The sequence below is a fragment of the Streptosporangium sp. CA-135522 genome (genome assembly GCF_050949235.1).
In the GTDB taxonomy this organism is placed as follows: domain Bacteria; phylum Actinomycetota; class Actinomycetes; order Streptosporangiales; family Streptosporangiaceae; genus Streptosporangium.
In genome coordinates, this window is the sequence record NZ_CP192026.1 from 1,743,813 (window position 1) to 1,763,969 (window position 20,157).

A 20,157-nucleotide genomic window follows, 5' to 3' on the forward strand; every position below is an offset into this window, starting at 1 on the left:
GGAGGTCACAATGATCACTCGCCGTTTGGCCGTGCCGCTCGCCGGGATCCTGGCCGGAGGTTCCGTCCTGTTCGTGCAGCCCGCGGCGGCATCGCCGCCGGTGGCGAAGAAGCCCGTCGCCGAAGGATACGGCGGGGCGGTCTCGACCGTCGACGTGGACGCCAGCCAGGCCGCGCTGGGAATCCTGCGCCGGGGCGGCAACGCGATGGACGCGGCGGTCGCGGCGGCGGCCACGCTGGGGGTGACCGAGCCCTACTCGGCCGGGCTGGCCGGGGGCGGCTTCCTCGTCTTCTACGACGCCCGGCACCGGAAGGTCCACACGGTCGACGGCAGGGAGACGGCGCCGCGGGCGATGACCGCGACCTCTCTGGAGGGCATCCCGTTCGACGACGCGGTCACCAGCGGGCTGTCGGCCGGCGTGCCGGGCAGCGTGGCCCAGTGGGAGCTCGCCCTGCGCCGGTTCGGCACGATCTCGCTGGGGCAGGCGCTCAAGCCGGCGATCAAGGCCGCCTCCGAGGGGTTCACCGTCGACCAGACCTTCCACGACCAGACCGCCGCCAACGCGGCCCGGTTCAAGGACTTCACCTCCACCGCCAAGCTGTACCTCCCCGGCGGCGCCCCGCCGCCCGTCGGCTCCACCTTCCGTAACCCCGAGCTCGCCGACACCTACCGCCGGCTCGGCAGGGAGGGCGGCGACTGGCTGTACGGCGGACGGCTCGGCGCCGAGATCGTGGCCACGGTGAAGAGCCCGCCGGTCACGCCCGGCGCCACCCGCAACGTGCGGCCCGGCCTGATGGAGCTGTCCGACCTGCGGGCCTACCGGGCGGTCGAACGGCCGCCCACGAAGATGACCTACAAGGGCATGGACGTCTACGGCATGGCGCCCCCGTCCTCGGGCGGCTCGACGGTCGGCGAGGCGCTCAATATCCTCGAGGCCCTTCCCGAGGTGGGCGTGCACGAGTATCTGGAGGCGTCCCGGCTCTCGTTCGCCGACCGGAACAAGTACGTCGGCGACATCGCGGGTGTGCCGCTGGAGGAGTTGCTGTCCGACGGGTTCGCCAAGGAGCGGGCCTGCCTGATCGGCGAGCGGGCGATGCCCCACCCGGCTCCGGCCGGAACACCCGACGGCGCCTACGGCCCCTGCCAGGCCGCGCCGCCGGCGCAGGCCACGCCGACGCCCGCCGAGGGCCCGGAGACCACTCACCTGGTCGTGACGGACCGATGGGGGAACGTGGTCGCCTACAACATCACCATCGAGTCCACCGGAGGCAACGGCATCGTCGTCCCGGGCCGGGGCTTCCTGCTGAACAACGAGCTGACGGACTTCACCTTCGGCCCGGCCCCCGGCGACCCCAACCTGCCCGGCCCCGGCAAGCGCCCCCGTTCCTCGATGGCTCCGACGATCGTCCTGGCAGGGGGCAGGCCGTTGCTCGCGGTGGGCTCGCCGGGCGGTTCCACCATCATCACCACCGTGCTGCAGATCCTGGTCAACCGCTGGGACCTCGGCATGTCGCTGCCCGACGCGCTGGCCGCCCCCCGGGCCACCCAGCGCAACACCGCTCAGACCCAGGCCGAGCCGGCCTTCATCGACCGCTACGGCGCCGAGCTGACCTCCAGGGGGCACAGCCTGGTGCCGAACCCCGAGATCGGCGCGGCCACCGCGGTGGAGTTCCTGCGCGACGGAAGGCTCCAGGCCGTCGCCGAACCCGCCAGGAGAGGCGGTGGCAGCGCCCTGGTGGTGAGCGAGCGCCGGTAGGGGTGACACCCGTCCCATGAGGCCCGTCTCCTGACGGCCGCCTCATGAGGCATGTCCTTCGGGGCCTGTCCCGCAGGCCCGGCGGCTCGGCGGTTCGGCTCCGTCAGGAGCCGGTCCGCCGGGCGCACTCCAGCGCGGCACGGACCTCACCGGCGGGGTCGCCCGCGTGGTAGAGCCGTTCGCTGTGCTCGATGTTGTCCAGGAACTCCTGGTATCGCACGGCGTACGCCAGATGCGCGAGCGGACCGGCCACGCTCAGCGCGCGGGCCGGATCGCAGCCGGGGACGCGCGCGGACCAGGCCTCGGCCCAGACACCGGCGACCAGGGCGGACCGGCCGTCGTCGTGCGTGAAGTCGTGCAACCGCAGGCCGTCCAGCACGGGATGCCCGAAGTGGCCGTCGGCGAAGTCCACCATGACCGTGCGCCGTCCGTCCGAGCGGATGTTGCCGGGGTGGAAGTCGCCGTGCACCAGGGTGTACGGCAGGCCGCACGCCTCCAGCGAGGCGATCAGTTCGGGCAGTCGTGCGGCCAGCCGGCGAGCCGCGGACAGCTCGCCGGCGCTCAGCTCCGCGGCCACCTCACCGTCGAGAAGCTCGTTCACCATGCCGGCCAGGACGCGGGGCGTACGGTCCGGGATCCCGGCAGGGATCCCTTCTCCCCGTTCGGCGATCGCCGCCTGCGCCGCGACCAGTCCGGTCACCGCGTCGCCGATGACGTCTTCGGCGGCGTCCCAGCAGTCCACGCCGGGCACATGGTCGAGCAGCATCCACCGGCGCGCCGGATCCGCGGCCACCACGACGGGCACGATCTCCGAGGCCACCCGCGAGAACGCCTCGATCACGGCCGACTCGCCGGCCGCGAACCGGGGGGTGGTCTTGAGCCAGGCGGGGCCTCGCGAGGTCGGGATCCGGAACAGCCCCGACAGGTTCCACGTCTTGACCTGCTCGACCGGCCCGCTCGCCGGCCGGCCCGAAGCGCGCAGCGCGCGGTCCGCCCAGTCCAGCGCCGCCCGCACCCCCGGGGCCGTGGCCCAGCCGGCTCGCCGCGCGGCCGGACCCACCGGGTCGCCGGGGCCGGCGGGCCAGGGGGCGGGCAGCTCGCGGCGGGGGTGCCGCAGGGCTTCGACGTGGTAGGTGGCGTGCCCGTCCCGGGCGCCCTCGCCGCCCTCGACACTGAGCAGGCGCAGCACCATCACGGGCACGCCGAGCGCCTGCTCCAGGTGCGAGACGACCGGCTCGACGTCGGCCCACCAGGGGCTGTCCACCGGAAACGGGCCGATGACGCCGAGCCGCCGCTCGTCTGCGGTGACCAGGGCGCTGACGGTGCGGCCCGATGCTCGATCCATCGGACCAGTGTGCCCACCGGCACGACGGGCGGCGAGCGGTTTTCCCGGCGTGCCCGTGCGCGCGGCAGGCGAGGACGGCAACGGGTTCACCGGCCTCAACCGGCGAGCCGGCGAACGGGCGGCAACGGGGTTCACCGGCTCGGGCCGGCGATCCGGTCAGGACGCCGGATCCGGTCAGGGCGCCGGATCCCTGCTCGGCTCGGTCCCGTCGGAAGACGCCTGGTCCTGCATCGGCGTCTGGTCGGAGGTCAGCGTGTGCCCACGTGCCGATGTCCGCTCGGCCATCGGCGCCGGCGACGGATCGGCCGGTGGCGCCTCCTCGGCCGGCACGGGCTCCTTGAGGCAGGTAGGGGGAGGGATCCCCGCGTCCGTCCAGGTGGCGTTGACGTTGGAGGCGTTGACCGGAGCGCGGTCCGCCGCCACGTAGATCCCCAGAGCTCCGGCCATCGCCACCAGGAACATCACGGCGACGCCGGGGAATCCCCCGATGAGCTCGGCGCCCTTCCACACCGCCGCCCCCACCAGGCCGGCCACCGGCAACGTGATCAGCCACACCCCCAGGATCCGGGCCGCCACGCCCCACCGGACCGCGGTGACCCGCTTGCCCGCTCCCGCGCCCACGATCGAGCCGCAGGACACCTGGGTGGTCGACAGCGGGAACCCGGAGCTCGACGCGACCAGGATCATCACGGCCGACGAGCTCTCCGCGGCGAAGCCCTGCGGGCTCTCGATGTCGGTCAGCCCCTTGCCCATGGTTCGGATGATCCGCCACCCGCCGACGTAGGTTCCCAGCGCCATCGCGGCGGCGCTGCTCACGATCACCCACATCGGGGCGGAGGCGTTGTCGCCGATCGTGCCGTTGGCGATCAGCGCGAGGGTGATGATGCCCATGGTCTTCTGGGCGTCGTTGGTGCCGTGGGCCAGCGACACCAGCGACGCCGAGCCGATCTGCCCGATCCGGAAGCCCCGGTCGCGGATGTGGACGGGCACGTTCCTGGTGATCGTGTAGACGAGGGCGGTGCCGAGGGCGGCCACGGACATGGCCGCCAGCGGCGCGAGGACTCCCGGGACGAGGACGTCCGACACGACCCTGTGACCGTGGACGGCGGAGGCGCCGGCGGAGACGAAGGTCGCGCCCACCACCCCGCCGATGAGGGCGTGCGACGAGCTCGATGGGAGGCCGAAGTACCAGGTCACCAGATTCCACACCATGCCGCCCACCAGGCCGGAGAAGACGACCGTAAGCGTGATCGCGTCACCGATCACGATGCCCCGGGCGATCGTGGCGGCCACCTTGAGCGACAGGAACGCGCCCAGGAGGTTCAGTACGGCCGACAGCGCGACGGCCGTGTGCGGCCGCAGCGCCCCGGTCACGATGGACGTCGCCATCGCGTTGGCGGTGTCGTGGAAGCCGTTGGTGAAGGCGAAGACCAACGCCGTCGCGACCACGACGAACAACAACAGCGGGCCTATATCCATAACGTGGCCCTGATCAACTTTACTTATTAATAATCCATCTTTTTTGTAAAAACTATGCCTATCGCTGGTGATGTCAGCTCATTGGGATCGCCTCGGCTCCGGGAAGCGGTGAGGAGCACCCGTGCCGCACGGGCTCGTCAGTGGACGAACATCCGCGCCGCACGAACCCGTCAGCGGATGAATTCGTAGGCCTCGGGCCGTACCTTCCGGGTGCGGGCCCAGTACTCGAAGGTGAAGCCGGGCCAGACCGTCCGGTTCACGCCGCGCTCGTCCAGATACCAGCTCTTGCAGCCGCCCTCGTTCCAGACCAGATCGTGCAGGCGGTTCTGGAGACGGTCGTTGAACTCGCGCTGCACCTCGGGACGGACGTCCAGGGCCCGTGCCTTGGTCTTCGACAGCAGGCGCAGGCAGTCGACCACATAACGGACCTGAGACTCGATCATGAAGACGACCGAGTTGTGGCCGAGGCCGGTGTTGGGGCCGAGCAGGAAGAACAGGTTCGGGAAGCCGGCGGTGGTGATCCCGTAGTAGGCCTCGATGCCGTCCTGCCAGGCCTCCTGGATCTTCCGCCCGTTCCTGCCGACGATCCGCTGCTCGTTCAGGGCATCGGTGACCTTGAAGCCCGTGCCGTAGACGATGACGTCCACCTCGATCTCCCTGCCGGTGGAGTCGACGATCGAGTTCTCCCGGATCTCGGCCACCCCGTCGGTGACCACCTCTACGTTGTCCCTGGTCAGCGCGGGATAGTAGTCATTGGAAATCAGGATGCGCTTGCATCCGATCGTGTAGTCCGGGGTCAGCTTGGCGCGCAGCACCGGGTCGGGGACCTGCCTGGCCAGATGGCGCGAGGCCATCGTCTCGTGCGCCTTCATCAGGCGCGGGTCGACGGTGAAGCCCAGCGCGCGGGTCTCCAGCACCCAGTAGATCGAGTTGCGCAGCGCCCGTGCCGCCCCGGGCAGGGCGAGCGCCTTCCGTATCCGGGACGAGATGGGGAAATCGGGCTTGGGCTGGATCCACGGGGGTGTCCGCTGGAACAGGTGAAGCCGGGAGACCTGCCCGGCGATCTGCGGCACGAACTGCACGGCCGAGGCGCCGGTGCCGATCACCGCCACCCGCTTGCCGGTCAGGTCCACCGAGTGGTCCCATCCTGCCGAGTGGAAGGAGGGACCCCGGAAGCTCTCCCGGCCGGGGATCTCCGGAAGCGACGGCACGTGCAGCGCGCCGATTCCCGAGATCACCGCGTTGGTGGTGAACGTCTCACCGTCGCCGGTGCTCACCTGCCACCGGTTGGCGTCGTCGTCGTACTCCAGCCCGACGACCTCCTTGCCGAATCGGAAATGCGCTGCCAGGCCGTACTTGGCGACGCAGGCCCGCATGTAGTCCCAGATCTCGGCCTGCGGGGAGAACATGCGCGACCAGCCGGGGTTGAGTTCGAAGGAGAAGGAGTACATGGGCGAGGGGACGTCGCAGGCACAGCCGGGGTAGGTATTGTCCCGCCAGGTGCCGCCGAGGTCGGCCGCCTTCTCCAGGATCACGAAGTCGTGATAGCCGGCTTCCTTCAGCTTGATCGCCATGCCCAGCCCGGCGAAGCCGGAGCCGATGATCGTTATCCCGGGACGCATGCTCATACGGTCTCCCTGCTGACTTTCCTGGCGGCGCACGGGTATGGGAGCCCCCGGCGTGCGACCGACGCACGGCTCGGCCACGGCGAAGGGTGTTCCGCACTATTGGACGTCTCGTCCAATGTAGTCGGCGAATCACCGTGCCGTCCATACCGAGAGCGGGTGAGCCGCCTCACACCGACCGGTCGGTATGTATGCTTCAGGAACGCGAAAAGCGCCGAGGGCGATGCCGTCGGCGCGGTCGGTCGGCCGGTTTTTAGAGGATCAGGTAGGCGGCCACGGCGGCGATGACGACCACCGCGGCGACCACCGCGATCGGCACGACCAGCGAGCGCTTCTGGGGCGCGGCCTCCGGCTCCTTCCGCTGCGCGAACGCGCGGAACTGCTGGGTGTTGCCGGCCGGGTCAATCTGCGGATCAGACATGGGTCGACTTTAGCGAGAGAGGAAGCCTGTCGGCACCGATTTGTGCCATTTCGCGAACGGTGGTGAGCGATGGGACCGATGGCACACGTGAGGCGCGGTCCTGCGGACAGGACCGTCGACCGGGGCGGATAGCGTGGTGTCATGCTCCGGATCCTGTTCTCTCCTCGCGTGCTGGCGCTGCACCTGCTCGCGATCGGAGCGCTTGTCGCGTGCGGGCTGCTCGGCCGTTGGCAGCTCGGCGTCTTCGAGGATTCCGGCAGGCCCCACGCGACGCGTGACCCCGCCCCGGTGGCGGTCGGCGACCTCACCCGGCCCGGCAGGCACATGACGAGTGAGGCGGCCGGCCGGCGGGTGACGGCGGAGGGGACCTTCGACCCGTCCAGGCAGGTCCTGGTGGCCGAGCGGGACGGGGGGCTGTGGCTGCTCGCCTCACTCGACCTGGGCGACGGCACCTCGATCCCCATCGTGCGCGGCTGGGTGTCCAGGGCCGACGATCCGGCCGTCGCCGTACCGGCGGGCAAGGTGACCGTCACCGGCCGGTTGCAGCCGTCGGAGGCGACCGACAGCGTGCGGCGCCGTGCCCGGCAACTGCCGCAGGGACAGGTGCTGACCGTGTCGTCGGCCGAACTGATCAACGTGTGGCGCGGCGCGAAGCTGCGGGACGGGTTCGTGGTGGCCACCACGCAGTCCCCGCCCCCGGCGGTCGCGGCCAAGCCGGTGAACGCGCCCCCGCCGACCGAGGCCGGCGGCCTCACCTGGCGCAACCTGGCCTACGCCGCCCAGTGGTGGATCTTCGGCCTGTTCGCGGTCTTCATGTGGTGGCACTTCGTGCGTGACATCCTGCGCGGCCGTGCGGCCGAGCGGGAACAGGAGCACAAGCCCGGCCCCGAACCGGCGGCCGCCTGAACCCGCATATCGTTTCCGTGTCCGAACTCCCAGACCGAGGTAGATGACCGTGGAATCCGCCCTCAAGCCCTTTCGCATCCTGGCGTACGTCGTCGGTGTGATGCTCCTCGTCCTCGTCACGTGCATCGTGCTGAGGTACGAGTTCGACGTCGAGGGCCCGTCGAAGATCGTCTCCCCGATCCACGGCTTCCTCTACATGCTCTATCTGGTGGCCACGATGAACCTCGGGATGAAGGCCCGCTGGTCGTGGCCGTACGTCGTGGGCGTGATGCTGGCGGGCACCGTGCCGCTGCTGTCGTTCGTGTTCGAGCGCAAGGTCACCCACCGCGTGGAGGCCGAGCTCGCGGCCGTGCCGGCCTGAGTCGCCGGCCGCGAAGGGCGGGCCGCCCACCGGCCGCGAAGGCCCGCTCCCCGCGGGGATCGGGCCTTCGCGGCGGAGGGTCAGCGACCCAGGCCGCGCCTGCGGGCGCGCTTGAGCCGCTCGCGCTGGGACGGGTCGAGCATCAGGTAGCCGACGACCGGGGCGGCGACGACGCCCAGGACGACCAGCAAGGTGAGCCAGCCGGGCAGGATCAGCCATGCCAGGACCACCGCTATCCCGGCGCCGACCGCGTATTTCTGGATGGGCGACATCCTCAACATCCTCCGAACGCGGAGCCGACGCCCCGCCTGGTGTTCATTCTGCGTCGTCCGTTCAACGCGCGGGCGCGCCGCCGGGGTTCCATCCGAGATATATCGTGATTACACCCAGGGCGACTATGTTGGAAGCCCAGGATAGCCAGCTCGCGCTAAGACTGTGTACGGAACAATTATCAGGACTAACACCGACACCCCACCCGGCGATGGCCGAGTGGGGTGTCGATCGTACGGGGCTACCGGTGGACCTCCCCTTTACCGCCGCAGCGCAAGCACGCGCCGTACGCGCTGCCATTCCAGCTCGACATCTTCTTGCCGGTGCCGCGGCATGACTGGCATTGCTTGAGCGGGTGCCGGCGCCGGTCCCAGCTCCACCAGATCACGGCGGCCGTGAACCCGATCAGGATCAGTTCCATGTCCTCGCCTCTCTGCTGTACAGCCCTTTCAGGGCTGTATTCGGGGGTGATGCGAGAGCGTCTACCGGGCCTACCTCGCAGCTCAGGGGCGGTAGAGGCGGGGTAGACCCGGATTGAGCGATAGAGCTTCGGTAGAGGCGTCTCAGGAGCCGTTGAGCGCCGCTTCGAGGTCGCCGCGCTTGTAGCCGTTGCGGTTGCGGCCGTCGATCACGACCTGCCCCGGGGTGATCCCGTACGGCTTGAGCGCCTCGGCGATGCGCGCCGGAGTCCAGCCAGGTCCGAGCGCCTCGACCAGGTCGACGGTGTGCAGTCGCTCGGCGTCGCCGAACGCGGCGAGGATCGTCTCCTCCTCGATGACGGCGGCCGCCGTCTCCCGGACGGGCAGCCGTTCGGCGGCGCGACGCAGCTCGTAGGCGACGTCGGCCACCGCTACGAGGTCCGGGTCGTCGAGGAAACAGGAGCGGAGCTTGGACGGGTCATATCCGTCTGCGTCGAGGATGCCGACGCCCCGGTGGCTCCGGGGGATCTCCGAGGCGTCGTATCCGGCGCCCGCGGCGCCCTGGCCGAGCACCGCGTTGGATGCGGTCTTGTCCGGGCAGCGCATCGCCCACCGCAGCGAGCACACGCCCTTGAGTGGCCCGGGGATGGCGTCCACGGTCATCCGCTGCGAGGCGAGGACCAGCAGCACCCCGGCGGCCGGGCCCCGACTGGCGATGTCCACCATCAGCTCCACGATCTCCTCACCATGAGGAGAGGTGACGTAGTAGCGGGTTTCGTCGACCACGGTGAGCTCCACATCCACGTCGAACTGCCGACACAGTTCTGGAGTGAGCTTGGTGGATCCGCCCGCCTCGTCGAGCAGGTCGAAGACGTGCTCCATTTGCGCCTGCATCCGCTTGAGGTGCGCGAGCAGGCCGGCCGCGTTGCGCTTCTCCGCAGTGTGCGCGATCTGCCTCCATACCCGGTGATCTCCGGCGCCCTTGCCGTCCCACAGGTGGATTTTCGGGGTGACCGCGAGGGCGGCCGCGCCGATGATGCCGTTCACAGCTGCGGACTTCCCGGCGCGCGGCTCCCCCGCGACCAGGAGGGATGCGTCGACCAGGCGAAGCATCTCCAGCCGGCCGCGGCCGTTGACCCCGGCGGGAATCCCTGCCCAGAAGTCGAGCGGCTCAGTGCGGCCGATCAGCGGCGACGGGTAGACCTTCAGGAACGGATCGGCCTTGGCGACGAAAACATTGAGCTGCCCGGCGTTGGAAGGCAGCAGCTCAAACACCACCTGGGATTCGCCGACGCCAAGCGCGGAAGCGAAGGCGCCTTCCTTGCCCAGGGCTGCGCGGGCCCGGTCGCCGGGCGCCAGCTGCAGGACGGTGGACCAGCCGCCATCCTCGGCCAGCACCGGCGAGGCGAGCCGCATCCCGTCGGCCCTGCCCAGCTTCGCGGCGATGGCCGCGCGGACCACCATGTCCTCGCCGGGCGTCTTCTTGCCGCCCATGCCGGGGAACTTCAGCGGGACCGGTCGGTCCTTGACGCGCTTGCGCACCTCGGCCACCGTGCCGACAGTCGCGACGGCGCCGGCGGCCAGGAGCGCCGCGGATCCGCCGGTGACATACGCGCCTGCGGCGGTGCTCAGCATGTAGCCGCCGCCGACCCACCACGCGGTGCGGCGCCGCCGGGTGCGGACGGACTCCAGGAACTTGAGGTCGTCGGCGCCCTTGTAGTCGTCGGCCTTGACCCACCGCCAGTACGTGCGGGCGAGCAGCGCCGTGCCGTCGACAGGCGCGGTGGCCGTGCGGTAGGCGATGCGCGCGGTCCATGCGCCGCCCGACGCGGCGCGCCGTGCAGCCATCCGGACGCGTACGGCCGGACGGGTTCCGGCGCGAGGCCGCTCCCAGAACTCGGTAGGCGTCTGCCGGCGGACGAACGCTCCGGCGGCGGGCCGGTCGATGGTGGGGGCGCTCATGCCGCACCGCCCGACGCCTGGCCGCGGGTGAGGGCGTCCCGCACCGCGCGAGCGGGATCCATGCCGCACCCCAGCGCCGCCCGAATCTTACCCGCGCCCGCGTCTGCGGGGAGCTCTCCGGCGTCGATCAGGGCGCGCGCCCGGACAGTCAGCGCTTCGACGTTTGCCCTGTACGACGGGCCAGTACGGGGGGTACCGGTACCCCCATGATCAAGATCACTGAACGCGGCGAGGATGATCGGCAGCGCGGTCACGACGGCTACCGTGACGATCGGACCGAGCATGTGCAGCATCAGCTGAGAGAAGCTGAACTCTTCGAAGCTCGATACGGCGAGGTGTGGCCACGCGTTCATGCCGAGCGTGAGCGCCAGGAACAGGTATTCGATGCGGGCCAGCGTGGGCGACTCGATGGGCTGCCCGTGGGTGCCGATGTAGGCGCGGGCACCGACGACGACCATCAGCGCGAGCGACAGGAACGGCTCGACCAACCACGCGATGATCCACGCGGGCGACCAGAGGGACGCCCCGTCGGCGGCGAACTTCTGCACGCCAACGGTGGACCAGGCGAGCGCGAGGGCGAGCGCGACCATGGCGCCGGCGACCAAGAGGCGCCGCATCCGTGCGGCCTGCCAGGCGCGCATCGTCGGGTCTTGGGCGAGTTGGTGAAGCCGAGCGGCCTCGCCAGCCTGCTTGCGGCGCTTCCGGACTTTGACCGTGTCGAGCAGGAGCGGTGTGTCGTCGTCCTGCAACTGCGCGAGCAGGTGCGCCTCTGCGACCTCGGCGCGCAAGGCCTTCACGCGCTTCGTCTCGCCCCGGGAGAGGTCGACCGCAGGCTGCTCGGCAGGGACCTGCCCGGCGAGGTGCAGTTCCAGTTCGGCCAGCCCGCGGGCAACGTCTTCGGGGTTGGGCTCCGGGGTGTCAGCCCCGATAGGGTGATGCATGGTTCGGACTCCAAGTCTCGTTTGGATGTCTGGCCTTGAAGGACCCCGGCCGGCGTTGGCGCGCTGGTCGGGCCTTCTTCGTTTATGGGGGTATGTCGGTCAGGTGCTGGGCGCCCCTTTGCCGGTGCGCTTCAACCAGGCCTTGATGGTGGCCCAGCTCCAGATGGCTCCCCCGTTGGCTGTACCGATGGGGTCAGGTAGCGGCTCCTCCCAGGGGCGTGACGCGCTGCGCGCCGGGCGGCCGGCGTCCACCCACGCGCGCCGACGCTTTTCCCAACTGCGCACGGTGCCGATGGGAATGGCCGCGCCGAGCTCCTCCTGAGCTCGGGCGACGATCTCCAGTGCCCCAACGATGTCCTGTGGATCCATGGCGCGACCATACTACATAGAGTGCGATGACTGCATCTAAATCTATAAGATCACGGCAGCGTAACATCACTGGTGACTGCCCTTATTTAGTTGCAATGACTGCATGTTTTATGATACGGCAAAGGTGTTGGCAGAGGGCAAGGAGAACAAAATGACCGCCATCGCCCAGATCACCCCGTCGAGCGCATCCGCCTCGACGCCGGGAAACTACAACCGTGGTACTGATGACGAGAACGTCCTGAGGGCGGCCTGAAATACTTACGTCCAGCCCTAGACATGAATGAGCCCCGCACGCTTAGCCTGAGGATGTCGAGTCTTCAGGAAGTGCAGGGCCCTATGGACAACGCTACCAATGAACCCCCCACTCCGACACTCACCGTCGGGCAGAGAATCCGCGCCTTACGGATGCGACGAGGCATGACACAAGAAGTCCTGGCCGGCCTAGTCGGCAAATCCGAGTCGTGGCTGAAGCAGGTCGAGAGCGGACGACTCCAGCAGAATCCGCGACTGCCGATCCTGCTTCAGCTCGCTGAAGCGCTCCGCGTTCGTGACCTGTCTGAGCTGACAGGAGACCAGTCCATGCCGGTGCGGATGTTCACCGGGCCCGGCCATCCCGCGCTCGAAGCAGTGCGGTCGGTAATTAACTCCACAGCTCTCCTGCCCACCGGCACGGTGCAGCCGCTGGCCAACCTGCGAGCTCGCTTGGATGCTGCCTGGCAGACACGACATGCATCCCCCGACCACCGAACCGCCCTGGGGGAACTCCTGCCGGACCTCCTGCGGGATGTGCAACTCGCTGCGGCTCTGTACCGGGATGCCGATCGGCGGCGAGCGCTCGCCCTGCTCACCGAGACCTACGGCCTGACTCAAATGTTCCTCGCCTATCAGCCAGCTCAGGATCTGCTGTGGAGAGTCGCAGACCGTGCACTGCTGGCCGCACAGGAGTCCGAGGACCCGCTTGCGCTCACATGTGCCGTATGGTTCCTGACCGCCGTCCACCGCGACACCGGCGATTTCGAGGCAGCCCGGGACATCAACCAGCAGGGGTTGGCCGCCATCGAACCGGCCATGGACAACTCCAGCGTGGATCTGAGAGCGATGTGGGGCGCCCTGTCCTTCGAGTTGGCATTTACCGCCGCCCGGCTCGGTGAGGCTGGAGAAGCTTGGATGCATTGGGAAGAGGCAGCGCGGGTTGCCGAGCGACTTCCCGCGACCTACTACCAGCCGTGGACGAGCTTCTCCCGGGTCATCATGGCGCCACACGCGGTCACGATTGCTGTGGAGCTTCACCAGAGTGGCGAGTCCGCGCGACAGGCCGGCCCAGCACTGTCCGCGCCGATTCCCTCCAGACCGCGCCGAGGCCGCCATCTGATCGAGGTCGCCCGCGCCCATCATCTCCAGCGTGACCACGCGGCCGTGCTCGGAACACTGGAGCTTGCTCAGCAAACTGCGCCCGACACGATCAAGTACAACGGATATGCCCGCCGGATGACGATGGAGCTGATTGACGGTCCGGCGTCCCTCCGGCCACAAGCACGCGCGTTGGCCGACCGAATCGGGCTTCTGGTCTGACCGCAACCAGGGGACACAAAGTGTGTCCCCTGGTGCGTGATCCACTGCTTAACGTCACATGTGTGTCCTTCCCACTGCGTTCATCGTCAGGAGTGGAGGCCCGGAGCCCGGCCGAACAAATGGCTCTGCGCCTCGCTGCGGTGCTGAAGCGTGATCACGCCATCACCGCCGAAGTTCACTGTTTCCACCCGAGCGAAGCCGTGATCTCCATCTGGTTTGGGCTGCTGGCCCGCGCCAATGGGCAGCTGATCCGGTGGGTTATCCCCGACAGTACGCGGGACCGGGGTAAACCATTGTGGACGTACGCTTCCTCACCGGACTCGGCCGCGGTCCGGCTGGCCGAGCACTACCGCGAACTATGCGGCCGAGCGCCGATCGACGCAGCCCTCGCCGGTTCACTGCTGGTCGACGTCCTCCTGGAGCATCATGACCACCCCGTTGGATAACGCGCCTCACCAACCGAGCGACAACGGGACCAGTCAACTCGCCGTGCTGGGGCAGACCTATCCCGGCTATCACATAGAACGCGACCGGCTCCTCGGCCGGTGGACCGCCACTCGGCGTGCACCCATCAGCGAGCGAGAAAAAGCGGCCGGCATCAAATATGTGATTGTCCGTTCCTCCCCCGAGCGCCTTGGTTCGTCGTTGGCTATGCAAATCGAGCTGACGCACAACCTGCGTGCCACCCACCGCTTCACCACCACCTCATGAGCCCGCGGCGGCACGGTGAGCGCGCCTCCCGTGCCGTCGCGCACCACCCCCGATCGCGGGGCACCGCTCAACCCGACCACTCATAGAAGGGGAAAGCGCATGACAGCGGTACTACTCTCCGAGGCGACCGAAGCGCCGGCCATGCTCGGCTGGCGGCTCGAACTGGAGATCACCGGTGAATGCCAACTCCAGTGCGCGCACTGCTATGCCGATTCAGGCCCGGGCGCCGGCCACGGCACCCTGACGGCCGCGGACTGGCACGGGCTCATCTCTGACGCGCTCAAGCTCGGGGTGTCGCGTCTCCAGTTCATCGGCGGCGAGCCGACCCGGCACCCCGCGTTCGGCGAGCTGCTCGGGCACGCGGCCGGTACCGGCCTGCCGGTGGAGGTGTTCTCCAACCTGGTCGCCATCCACGACGAGTGGTGGTCACTGTTCCGGCTGCCGAACGTCAGCCTGGCGACGAGCTACTACTCCGACCGGAAGGCCGAGCACGGCGCGATCACTGGTAGCGCCAACAGCCACCACCAGACACGAGCCAACATCGACCGTGCCGTGAAATGGGGCATCCCGATCCGGGTCGGGATCATCGACCTGGGCGACGGCCAGCGCGTCGAGGAAGCCCGCGCCGAGATCATCGGCCTGGGTGTCCTACCGGGAAAGATTAAAGTCGATCAGGTGCGCGGTGTTGGGCGCGCCACCCGGCTCCAACCGGACGTGTCCCAGCTGTGCGGACACTGCGGGCAAGGCAAAGCCGCGATCGGCCCGACTGGAGAAGTGTGGCCGTGCGTCCTGTCTCGATGGATGAAGATAGGAAACGTGAAGGATCAGCCTCTCCCCGAGATCGTCACTAGCCCGGAATGGAAGGCCGCAGTCGCGACCGTCCCCGCCCCCCGCCGCGGTCAAGGCTGCAACCCCGACAGCGACAGTAACGACTGCTCTCCCGCCCAGACCGACGCCGACTACAAGGCGCCGGTGAGCTTGTCGGCCCACCGTAGTACAGGCTGTAACCCTGACAGCGACGGTAACGACTGCTCGCCCGCCGAGACCGACGCGGACTACTGATGGACTGGAGTTCTCACGCCGAAGCCCTGGCCGACGCGATCACCCATCCTGACTCGCGTTGGCGTGCAGCGGTCGCCTCGACCCCCCGGCACGTATTCGTTCCCCACTGGTTCACCTCCGATGGTGACGGCTACGCGGTGCATGACGGCCCCGGAGACTCGGACGCCTGGACTCGCGCCGCTTACAGCGACCGGACGCTGGTGACCAAGGTGGGAGGGCTCCACGCCGACCATGCCGACTCCGGCGATCGACCAGCGGGCCGCCCCACGTCATCGTCCACGCTGCCCAGCTTGGTCGTGCAGATGCTCCGGTACGGCCGAATCCACGATGACTCCGACGTGCTCGACGTCGCCACCGGGTCCGGCTACAGCGCCGCACTGCTGTCCCAGCTCCTCGGGGAGCATCGGGTGACCAGCATCGACGTGGACGCCTACCTGGTGCAGGCAGCCACCGAACGCCTGGATGAGGTTGGGCTGCACCCGAAGGTCGTCACCGTCGATGCGACCGGCCCGATTCCCGGGGAGTACGACCGGATCGTGTCGATGGTGTCGGTCCGGCCGATCCCCGCGAGCTGGCTGACGGCGCTGCGACCGGGCGGCCGGCTCGTCACCGTGATCGCGAACACGTCAATGATCGTCACCGCGTGGAAGACCGATGACGGCGGCGCCGCCGGCGTCATCGAACGGGACTGGGCGATGTTCATGAACACCCGCACCGGCGAGAACTACCTGCCCGGCCTCGACGACCTGTTCTCGATCGCCCGCGCACGGGAGGGCGAGGACGTGACCCAGGGCCGATACGGCGTGCTCGAGGTCAGAGAGTCATGGGAGATCGCCTCCATGCTTGAGGTGGTCTGCCCCGGCATCGAGCACCACTATGAGCGTGACCAGGACGGCCGGCGAACCGCGGTGATGGTCCACGCGGACGGGTCATGGGCGCGGGCCACCGGCCTCCGAGGGGACCCGCCGACCGTGCACCAGGGCGGCCCACGCCGCCTGTGGGACGTGCTGGAGGAGATCCGCCACCGGCAGAGCATGACGGGTGGTCTGCCCGTCTACGGGGCCACCGTGCGCATCACCCCAGATGGCGTCATCCATCTCCAGCGCGGTCGGTGGAAAGCGACCATCGGCTGATTTCAGGAAAACGCAGAAGCGCCCCTGCTCACCTCCGAAGAGGTGAGCAGGGGCGCTCTTATGCTCTCGGCCGGATTCGAACCGACGTTGCCGAGTCCCTTGCGGGCGCTCGGTGTCTTAGGCCGCTAAAACGACGAAAGCATCTGTGATCATCCTACAGGCTGGACAGTGGCCGATCCGAGTGCAGGCCCTGCGAAGTACCCGACTGGTAGGTCGGCAACTTCGTACTGCCGAGCAGCACGCCGACGATCGGCCAACGCCTCTGCAGCGTGGACACAGTCACCTGGTAGAGGGTGACGCAGATGCCGCCGACGGCCAGGATCAGCCCAGTCGCCTCCGCAGGGTCGAGAACGAGGCCCTTGGTGGCCAGCCAGGCGATCAGGGAGCCGACGGCGGCCGGGACCGCGGTCCGCACCCAGGACAGAAACAGGTCGTACATGGTTCCTCCGGAGAGGTCAGGACCACCACGGTGGCGGCCGCGAATGGGGGTTAGTGCAGGGCGACCCAGGTATCCGGGCCGATGATGCCGTCGACGTCATCCAGGCCCTTGGCCTTCTGGAGCGTCATGACGCGGTCCCGCATCGGGGCGCCGAACGTCTGGTCGTCCACACCGGCGGGGATCGGGAAGCCGCGGGCGTCGAGCAGCCGATGTGCCGTCTTGATGTGCCGGCGCAATGCCGGATCCTTCTCGCAGCCCAGGCGTAGAAGGGGCAAGGCCTCCAAGAGGGTCTCCGTCCAATTTTTCGTCGGGGCCGGCTTCGGTTGGGGCCTGCCGATGACGAGAAGCCGAGCCCGGCGGACAATCTCGGGCTTCTGCGCGATGATCCGCGCACCTGGGCACTGCAGGTGCCCGCCCCACGCCCGGCCGCCCATCGAGTGGTGGCCGAGGCCGCGCCCGTCCGGGTCGATGGCCACCTGCAGCGGCACGCCGTGCTCGTGGTGCGCCCAGGCGAGGACCTGTGCGCACCGGTCGAGCTGGGCGTCGGTCAGCTCGTCGCCGCCCTTGCCCTCGTTCTCAATCGAGACCCAGGAGCGGTTTCCCTGGCCCTGCGTCCACGCCCGGTCGCGGGTGTCGACCCACTGGTAGAGGGCGCCCTGCTTGCCGGTGCCGAAATGCGAGGACGCCTGCGCACGCGGGTTCCGAAACCAACTGTCGGTGCCGGACAACGTGCCGGCCATGATGTGCAGCACCACGCCGCGCACCTCGACCTGACCGTCAGGTGTGAAGTTGCCGCTGATCGGTTTCCAAGTGGCGCTGAGCATTCTGGACATGGTCATACCTCCGTGGAGTCGGGGGCGGTGAGCGCGTGCTCGATCTGGCGGACTGTCTGTTCGACCCGGTTGACGACATCTCTGGTCGAGTGGCCGCCGTTCGGTTTCAGCTGCGCTTCGATTGCGGCCAGGCGCTCCATCACTCCAGGCCGGGCGGGGACGCCGGGACGTTCGGGCTCGCCCTGCCAGTCATCGAGCGCATTGTGGACGCGCTTGATCACACTGAGCAGCTTGGCGACGACGGCGGCGCCTCCGGCGAGCACGGCCAGGGCCACGCAAACGGCGAGGATGTCGGTCACGGAGCTCCGATCTTTGATGTGGCTCACGCCTGGGAATTGAGGGATGGTCAGATCCGGCCAAGGTGACCCGGCACCACTGACAGGTGCAGTAGTCAGGAGGCGCCCGGGTCCGTCTGCCCGGTCACGATCCTGACGAGGTACTCGCCGGCCTCCCGGTGCGCGTCCGTCTCGATCCTCGTCGCCTCGCCGAGGACCGGGTCGTTGTCGCCGCTCTCACGGATCGCGCGCAGCGCCGCCTCCGTGGCGAGCTCCGGGTCTGTGTTCGTGGGGAACCCGTGCTTGTAGATCCCAGCCATGGTCATATCTCCTGTCAGGCCACGCGGTGAAACAGCAGGTTGCTGGCGGTCCCGCCGGTTATCTGGCACCCGGTGGCGTTGGCCGTGGTCTGCGCCCAGCGCAGCTGGACCGTGCCGCCAGTGCTCCCGACGACGCACGCCCCGACGAGGATCGACTGTCCCGGGTTGAGGGATGTGGCGTAGGTAGCGATGTCGGCGCCGTCTGTCGCGGCCTCCAGCGAGTTGACGCTGATCGTCGAGGCGTCCGCGTTGGTCTGGGCGGTATGCGGCGACTGGGTCGACCAGTGCATCACGGTGCCGGACGGGACGCTCCAGGACAGTCGAATGTCCGCGGCCGGCGGCCCGAAGGTCCTGATGGACAGCTGCCACAGGTAGGTGGCGTTGGGCTGGACCACGGCGAACAGCTCGTCGTCGTCTTGCAGGGTCGTCGAGTTCGTCACCGTCTCGGTGGTCGACTTTTGCGCCCAGGTGGGGATCGCGTTCAGCAGTTTCCACGCCGAGCCCACCCGGACCATCAAGGCCTTGGTGTCGGTCTCCCAGATGTGCATGCCCTCGACCGGCGCGGCCGGCCGAGTAGACGACGTGCACGTGATGACCATCTGGTTCATCAGGTAGGTGTTGACGTCCGCCGACAGCGCCAGCTCGATGCCGAAGTCTTTGAACGGCATCAGTCATCCACCAGCCGTAGATACAGGTAAGAGCCTGCCCGGACGGCAGTGCTGGAGGCGTCCGCGGTCAGCTGCGCCCAGGTGAACGTCGTTGTCTGGGGGGTGGCGGCGTTGTTGTAGATCATCACGCCTCGTCCTCTCCAGCAGGCGTCCGAGCCGTAGCCTGCTATCGGGCTCGGGGTGACGAAGGCTTTGACGGTCACCAGGGAGGAGTCCTTGTTGGTTTCACCGGTGTTCGGGCCGAAGGACGCCCAGGATGACCAGGCCGGGTCCATGCCGATCTGGAAGTCGGCCGTGGTCGACGAGCTGTAGATGATGAAGATCTCCATCAGCCAGCGGCTCCACGCCGGCACGGTCACCGCCAGCTCGTCGTCCGGCTGCAGGGTGTTGGAGTTGGTCACGAACTCGTCGACGGTCTTGCGGACGAACATCACCGAGGCAGGCGCCTCTTTGAACTGCCAGGCGCCGCCGCTGTAGACGTATCCCTTCTGGGTGTCGGTCTCCCAGATGTGCATGCCCTCCACCAGCGCGGCCGGCCGAGTCGAGCTCGTGCACGTGATGACGGCTTGGCGCATCAGGTAGGTGTCGACGTCGTCGGCCCTGAGCACCTCGGTGCCCCACGTCTTCATCGGCATACCGTCCCCCTTCCTCTATCCGAGCCGTTCGGCGTACAGGCATGAGCCGGCGCGTACCGTGGTGGCCGAGGCGGTCGAGGTGCTCTGGGCCCAGCGGAGCCGGAGCGTGCCCGCGGAGCCGCTCGTGGTGAGTAGGCCCATGGGGATCGCCACCGCGTTGCCGCCGAATCCGCCGACATCGGCGCCGTCGGTGAGGTTGAAGACGCCGAAACCGACGGTCACCGAGTCCCGGTTGGTCTGGGCGATGTGTGGCGCGAAGGTGCCCCACCGCAGTACGGTCCCGCTCGGCCCGGACCAGGTCAGCCGCATATCAGCCGCGGTCGGTGAGTTGTACCGGATGAAGGTCTGGATCCGATAGACCGCGTTGGCCACCACCGCGACGAAGAGCTCGTCGTCGTCCTGGACGGTGGTGGAACTGGTCAACGACTCGTCGACCGACTTCCTGACGAACTGGCTCAGGCCGTTGAGGAACCGCCAGGAGGCGCCGCTGTAGACGTAGGTGCTCAGCGTGTCGGTCTGCCAGATCCGCATGCCGGTCACCGGTGAGATCGGCCGGCTCGTGCTCGTGCACACGATCACGGCCTGGCCCATCAGGTAGGTGTCCACATCCGAGGCGGTGAGGATGTCGCCGGCCGTGAAGTCCTTGAAAGGCATG

24 protein-coding genes and 1 tRNA gene are annotated in these 20,157 nt (G+C 68.6%); 8 read left to right on the forward strand and 17 right to left on the reverse strand.

What is annotated here, in order from left to right; all coding sequences use genetic code 11:
* Positions 1-10: 10 nt before the first annotated feature.
* Positions 11-1,756 (forward strand): gamma-glutamyltransferase family protein, encoded by a 1,746-nt coding sequence (locus ACQPYK_RS08420; RefSeq protein ID WP_433252775.1) that lies wholly within the window; start codon positions 11-13, stop codon positions 1,754-1,756.
* A 103-nt stretch (positions 1,757-1,859) separates the two neighbouring features.
* Here the strand turns inward: ACQPYK_RS08420 and ACQPYK_RS08425 are convergent, their stop codons facing one another.
* The 4 genes from ACQPYK_RS08425 to ACQPYK_RS08440 form a co-directional block, all read right to left on the reverse strand.
* Positions 1,860-3,101, reverse strand: a complete 1,242-nt coding sequence (locus ACQPYK_RS08425) for an aminoglycoside phosphotransferase family protein (protein WP_433252778.1) — start codon at positions 3,099-3,101, stop codon at positions 1,860-1,862.
* A gap of 174 nt (positions 3,102-3,275) precedes the next feature.
* Positions 3,276-4,580, reverse strand: a complete 1,305-nt coding sequence (locus ACQPYK_RS08430) for an anion permease (RefSeq protein ID WP_433252781.1) — start codon at positions 4,578-4,580, stop codon at positions 3,276-3,278.
* A gap of 170 nt (positions 4,581-4,750) precedes the next feature.
* On the reverse strand, positions 4,751-6,208 hold the full coding sequence (locus ACQPYK_RS08435; protein WP_433252784.1) for a flavin-containing monooxygenase: 1,458 nt from the start codon (positions 6,206-6,208) through the stop codon (positions 4,751-4,753).
* Between the two features lie 250 nt (positions 6,209-6,458).
* Positions 6,459-6,626 carry a hypothetical protein gene (locus tag ACQPYK_RS08440; RefSeq protein WP_433252787.1) on the reverse strand — a complete coding sequence of 56 codons (168 nt, stop codon included), beginning with the start codon at positions 6,624-6,626 and terminating at the stop codon, positions 6,459-6,461.
* A gap of 141 nt (positions 6,627-6,767) precedes the next feature.
* Here ACQPYK_RS08440 and ACQPYK_RS08445 point away from each other — a divergent pair, with 141 nt between their 5' ends.
* Together ACQPYK_RS08445 and ACQPYK_RS08450 are read left to right on the forward strand one after the other, a co-directional pair.
* A complete protein-coding gene (locus tag ACQPYK_RS08445; protein ID WP_433252790.1) occupies positions 6,768-7,532 on the forward strand; it encodes an SURF1 family protein in 765 nt (254 codons plus the stop codon).
* A gap of 43 nt (positions 7,533-7,575) precedes the next feature.
* A complete protein-coding gene (locus ACQPYK_RS08450; RefSeq protein WP_433252793.1) occupies positions 7,576-7,893 on the forward strand; it encodes a DUF3817 domain-containing protein in 318 nt (105 codons plus the stop codon).
* 80 nt (positions 7,894-7,973) lie between these two features.
* Here the strand turns inward: ACQPYK_RS08450 and ACQPYK_RS08455 are convergent, their stop codons facing one another.
* The 5 genes from ACQPYK_RS08455 to ACQPYK_RS08475 form a co-directional block, all read right to left on the reverse strand.
* On the reverse strand, positions 7,974-8,165 hold the full coding sequence (locus ACQPYK_RS08455) for a hypothetical protein (protein ID WP_433252796.1): 192 nt from the start codon (positions 8,163-8,165) through the stop codon (positions 7,974-7,976).
* Between the two features lie 239 nt (positions 8,166-8,404).
* The gene (locus ACQPYK_RS08460) at positions 8,405-8,584 is read right to left on the reverse strand and encodes a hypothetical protein (RefSeq protein ID WP_433252799.1); all 180 of its coding nucleotides are present in this window, start codon (positions 8,582-8,584) and stop codon (positions 8,405-8,407) included.
* A 142-nt stretch (positions 8,585-8,726) separates the two neighbouring features.
* Entirely contained in the window at positions 8,727-10,544 is a 1,818-nt protein-coding gene (locus ACQPYK_RS08465) for a hypothetical protein (protein ID WP_433252805.1), read from the reverse strand.
* Positions 10,541-11,485 carry a hypothetical protein gene (locus ACQPYK_RS08470; protein WP_433252808.1) on the reverse strand — a complete coding sequence of 315 codons (945 nt, stop codon included), beginning with the start codon at positions 11,483-11,485 and terminating at the stop codon, positions 10,541-10,543. Before ACQPYK_RS08470 ends, ACQPYK_RS08465 begins: the two co-directional genes overlap by 4 nt.
* A gap of 99 nt (positions 11,486-11,584) precedes the next feature.
* Positions 11,585-11,854 carry a hypothetical protein gene (locus ACQPYK_RS08475; RefSeq protein ID WP_433252811.1) on the reverse strand — a complete coding sequence of 90 codons (270 nt, stop codon included), beginning with the start codon at positions 11,852-11,854 and terminating at the stop codon, positions 11,585-11,587.
* 336 nt (positions 11,855-12,190) lie between these two features.
* Between ACQPYK_RS08475 and ACQPYK_RS08480 the strand changes: the two genes are divergently transcribed.
* The 5 genes from ACQPYK_RS08480 (at position 12,191) to ACQPYK_RS08500 (ending at position 16,332) form a co-directional block, all read left to right on the forward strand.
* On the forward strand, positions 12,191-13,426 hold the full coding sequence (locus ACQPYK_RS08480; protein ID WP_433252814.1) for a helix-turn-helix domain-containing protein: 1,236 nt from the start codon (positions 12,191-12,193) through the stop codon (positions 13,424-13,426).
* A gap of 62 nt (positions 13,427-13,488) precedes the next feature.
* Positions 13,489-13,872: a hypothetical protein gene (locus ACQPYK_RS08485; protein WP_433252817.1), complete on the forward strand. Its 384-nt coding sequence runs from the start codon at positions 13,489-13,491 to the stop codon at positions 13,870-13,872.
* The gene (locus tag ACQPYK_RS08490) at positions 13,853-14,137 is read left to right on the forward strand and encodes a hypothetical protein (protein ID WP_433252820.1); all 285 of its coding nucleotides are present in this window, start codon (positions 13,853-13,855) and stop codon (positions 14,135-14,137) included. The genes ACQPYK_RS08485 and ACQPYK_RS08490 overlap by 20 nt, the downstream gene beginning before the upstream one ends.
* 99 nt (positions 14,138-14,236) lie before the next feature.
* Positions 14,237-15,199 (forward strand): SPASM domain-containing protein, encoded by a 963-nt coding sequence (locus tag ACQPYK_RS08495; RefSeq protein WP_433252823.1) that lies wholly within the window; start codon positions 14,237-14,239, stop codon positions 15,197-15,199.
* Positions 15,199-16,332, forward strand: coding sequence for a methyltransferase domain-containing protein (locus tag ACQPYK_RS08500; RefSeq protein WP_433252826.1), 1,134 nt, complete (start codon positions 15,199-15,201; stop codon positions 16,330-16,332). Before ACQPYK_RS08495 ends, ACQPYK_RS08500 begins: the two co-directional genes overlap by 1 nt.
* 61 nt (positions 16,333-16,393) lie before the next feature.
* Here ACQPYK_RS08500 and ACQPYK_RS08505 read toward each other — a convergent pair.
* The 8 genes from ACQPYK_RS08505 to ACQPYK_RS08540 form a co-directional block, all read right to left on the reverse strand.
* Positions 16,394-16,473, reverse strand: a tRNA-OTHER gene (locus ACQPYK_RS08505).
* Between the two features lie 13 nt (positions 16,474-16,486).
* Positions 16,487-16,771 (reverse strand): hypothetical protein, encoded by a 285-nt coding sequence (locus tag ACQPYK_RS08510; RefSeq protein WP_433252829.1) that lies wholly within the window; start codon positions 16,769-16,771, stop codon positions 16,487-16,489.
* Positions 16,772-16,821: 50 nt separating this feature from the next.
* Positions 16,822-17,604 carry a peptidoglycan recognition protein family protein gene (locus ACQPYK_RS08515; RefSeq protein WP_433252832.1) on the reverse strand — a complete coding sequence of 261 codons (783 nt, stop codon included), beginning with the start codon at positions 17,602-17,604 and terminating at the stop codon, positions 16,822-16,824.
* Between the two features lie 2 nt (positions 17,605-17,606).
* A complete protein-coding gene (locus tag ACQPYK_RS08520; protein WP_433252835.1) occupies positions 17,607-17,903 on the reverse strand; it encodes a hypothetical protein in 297 nt (98 codons plus the stop codon).
* 92 nt (positions 17,904-17,995) lie between these two features.
* Positions 17,996-18,199, reverse strand: a complete 204-nt coding sequence (locus tag ACQPYK_RS08525) for a hypothetical protein (protein WP_433252838.1) — start codon at positions 18,197-18,199, stop codon at positions 17,996-17,998.
* A gap of 14 nt (positions 18,200-18,213) precedes the next feature.
* Positions 18,214-18,867, reverse strand: coding sequence for a hypothetical protein (locus ACQPYK_RS08530; protein WP_433252841.1), 654 nt, complete (start codon positions 18,865-18,867; stop codon positions 18,214-18,216).
* Positions 18,867-19,502, reverse strand: coding sequence for a hypothetical protein (locus tag ACQPYK_RS08535; RefSeq protein WP_433252844.1), 636 nt, complete (start codon positions 19,500-19,502; stop codon positions 18,867-18,869). Before ACQPYK_RS08535 ends, ACQPYK_RS08530 begins: the two co-directional genes overlap by 1 nt.
* Before the next feature lie 15 nt (positions 19,503-19,517).
* Positions 19,518-20,156 carry a hypothetical protein gene (locus ACQPYK_RS08540; protein ID WP_433252847.1) on the reverse strand — a complete coding sequence of 213 codons (639 nt, stop codon included), beginning with the start codon at positions 20,154-20,156 and terminating at the stop codon, positions 19,518-19,520.
* Between the last annotated feature and the right edge of the window lies 1 nt (position 20,157).